Source organism: Endozoicomonas sp. ONNA2 (assembly GCF_024606365.1).
Taxonomy (GTDB): Bacteria; Pseudomonadota; Gammaproteobacteria; order Pseudomonadales; family Endozoicomonadaceae; genus Endozoicomonas.
On record NZ_JAHHPO010000465.1, the window covers coordinates 1 to 3,112 of the forward strand.

The window sequence follows — 3,112 nt, forward strand, 5'->3', positions numbered from 1 at the left end:
CCAGGCCCGGGCACCCAACCGGCGCAGTCATTGAGCTGGTCATTGGCAAACCGACCCACAACCGACAGGTTGGCAAGATAGCCCAGCAGGTTATTGATTTCTGCGGGCAGGTTGGTATAGGTGGCTACCGCCCGTGTTGCCAGCGCGGTGGCCTGCAGAAAATGGCTGACCCGGTCGTCAGGGTCCTGAGCATCCTTGCCAGCAGTCGACCCGGCAATATACGGCGCTGGTTGTCGGGAATCGGGAGGCTCACAGAAGGGGTTAATCGATCGAACCAACTCACTGCCCAAACGGAACACGTCCAATCCACGCCATTGGCCTTCGTCTGCCGGGGTTGTTGCAGGTTGTGGGCCGATGGCAATGTCTGCCGGGTTTAAACCTGATTGCCGTATCAAAATCAATACCTCATGCTTTGTTATGGGGGGGCTCGCTTTTCCTATACATAATCTTCAGATAGTTGATCATGGTCATATTCTTGGTAAGCGTTGGTCGTGGGTCTGCCGTTACCTGTTGCCATGCCTGACAGTACCAGTACGGCCGGTTCATCATGGTTATGGTCAGAGTCAGTTTCAGGCTCAGTCAGTACCTGGTACACAGGGTTGTAAGAAATTTGACCAGGGATGGTTTCATAGTCCGTGTTTGTCATGAGGAGGCTGTCAGTTGTTGCTGCACCGGCCTGGTGATGCGCATCGGATTCGTCATGGTTATCGGTGTAATACTCGCTCAGTTCCTGGTACACAGGGTCGTAAGGGGGGGAGTGGTGCAGGGCAGGTTCGTGTTCGGAGTCATCCATGGAAGTGCTGCCTGCCATGCTTGCTTGTTTGTATACTAACGCCTGGTAAGGGGTTTGGGGGGCAGGAGGCAGCGATACCAGGTTGAACAACAAATGTTGGTAATGTTCCCGGGGAAAACCAGGCCGTGGTTTTCTTTTTTCTAACGATTGGTAAAGGTCCCGGGGAAAACCAGGCCGTGGTTGCCTGTTTTCTAACGATTGGTAATGGTCTTGGGGAAGAGTAAACCCCTCAGTTCGGAGTTGGCTGCCCCCTGGTATGGGTTGCTCACGGTTACGGTTAGCATTAGTGGATGACCTGTAATAGCGGCAGGCGATCATACTAATAACACCGAGCAGCACAACAATGACCGTACCCATGGCGATAACGGCTTTGGTGGTAGCATTTAGTGATGCCACGAACGGTATTGGTGTGGCCAATGTGGCAGAGCCCGGGCTGGAAAAGGTCGTGTTTGGTGCTGTGGCTGTCGCGGGCATGGTCGCGGGCGTGGAGGTGATAACCGGGACGGGGCTGGAAAAGGTCGTGTTTGGTAATGTGGACCTCGCGGGCATGAAAGTTGTTGGGGGCGGGGAGGTGGTAACAGGGGCCGCGCTGGAAAAGCGCGTATTTGGTATCCTGGCCACCGTCTCTGGAATTGGGGACGTTGGCCGGGCATTAGCGGGGTTATCAAGATTATTAACGATCTGGCACTTCGGGGTTAGCAGACCGGGGGCAATATTTGCACAGAAATTATTATCCTGCCAAGACCGACACCCCCCGTCGGTGTTTCTTTTTCTGCGATTAACAAGAACATTGCAAATAACCGGTTTTTTTCCTCCCGAGATAGACGCACGGGGATAACTACTTGTAACTTTGCTATCAATCGCCTTAGTGTTGGTGATAGTCCCTTTTTTTTCAACATATCCTGCGCCAATACCGGCTTTTGAAGGTTCTCCCCCGGTGCTAACATCACAGTCCACTGCAAGCGAGTTGGTAATTATCCCTCGTGCATCATGAGTGCCCGCACCAATACCGGCATAAGCCCAAATGCCTGAGGTTTTGACCGTGCAGTTTTTTGCAGTCGTGCCGGTAACATTTCCTAAATTGTCTCCTACCCCAATACCGGCATCTGCTCCATTTTTGTTGGTGTACAGATTGCAATTAACCGCTGTCGTATGGTTAACGTTACCCCGGATCGTTAATCCAGCCCCAATACCAGCAGCTGCATTAGTTCCGGAGGTTGTCACATTACAGTAAACCGCTGTCGTGTGACTAATAGTACCACCTTGGATCATTGCTCCGGCCCCAATACCGGCAGCTGCCCCATTTTTGGTAGTGTTCACCGCACAGTTCACCGCTTTCGTGTAGCTAATAGTGGCTTTCTCCGATGATCCGGCCCCAATACCAGCATCTGCATGGCTGTTGTTGGTTACCACCGTGCTGTGATTTGCAGTTGTCCTGGTAACAGTTCCTCCTATCTGATAACCCACCCCAATACCAGCATCTGCCTCATCCCTGAAGGTTTTCAGATTGCATTTAACAGCTGTCGTGTGGCTAACAGTACTTTGTTGCGATTCTCCGGCCCCGATACCAGCATCTGCATTGTTATTTAAAGTTGTCACATTGCAGTGATGCGCAAATGTCCTGGTAACAATGCCTCCGCCAGCCTGAGAACCCACCCCAATACCGGCATCTGCACGTCTTTTGGTTGTTTTGACAGTACAGTTCGTCGCATTTGTGTTGGTAACGATTCCACCTTTTGACATTCCGGCACCAATACCGGCTTTTGCATCTGTTCCCCCTGCTTCAACATGACAGTCTATTGCACGTGTGTTGGTAACTTTGCCTCCAGACAGATATCCCGCACCAATACCAGCGTGTGATTTTGCACGGGAAGTTTTCACCCGGCAGTTCACCGCCCTTGTGTTGATAACCGTTCCCCTGTCACGAACGCTGCCCGCGCCAATAGCAGCATGAGCACCCCTGGTTTCAATGTAAGCACCTTCAACCAGAATATTACTGATCATGGCGTCGCCTGACATTTCACAAGCCGCTACCCCGGTTGGTGCCTTTGACGTTATATTGGCTTCAGTAAAGTTCAGGTTAGTGATATTGCCATAACCGGTCAGATTTTTTACCAGACAGTAGGAGAGGTTGTAAATGGTATGACCACCACCGTCCAAATGGCCGTTAAATCCGTGGTTTTTATCGCCAATGGAGCGGTTTAGTTGGCTAGCGTCAATATTCCCCGTAAGTTGATATTTTCCGCTGCATGATTTCCCATTGCGGCAGATCTTGTTCAGGTCATCGGTGTTATTCACTTTAATCCAGGAGTCAGGGGC

The 3,112-nt window shown here is 51.4% G+C and carries 2 protein-coding genes; both read right to left on the minus strand.

Going from position 1 to position 3,112, the window contains the following annotated elements; all coding sequences use genetic code 11:
- Nucleotides 1–395, minus strand: a 395-nt coding sequence (locus tag KDK14_RS08415; RefSeq protein ID WP_257264647.1) for a hypothetical protein, incomplete at its 3' end; no start/stop codon positions are given.
- A 41-nt stretch (nucleotides 396–436) separates the two neighbouring features.
- A partial coding sequence (locus KDK14_RS08420) for a ZmpA/ZmpB/ZmpC family metallo-endopeptidase-related protein (RefSeq protein WP_257264648.1) occupies nucleotides 437–3,112 on the minus strand: 2,676 nt, incomplete at its 5' end.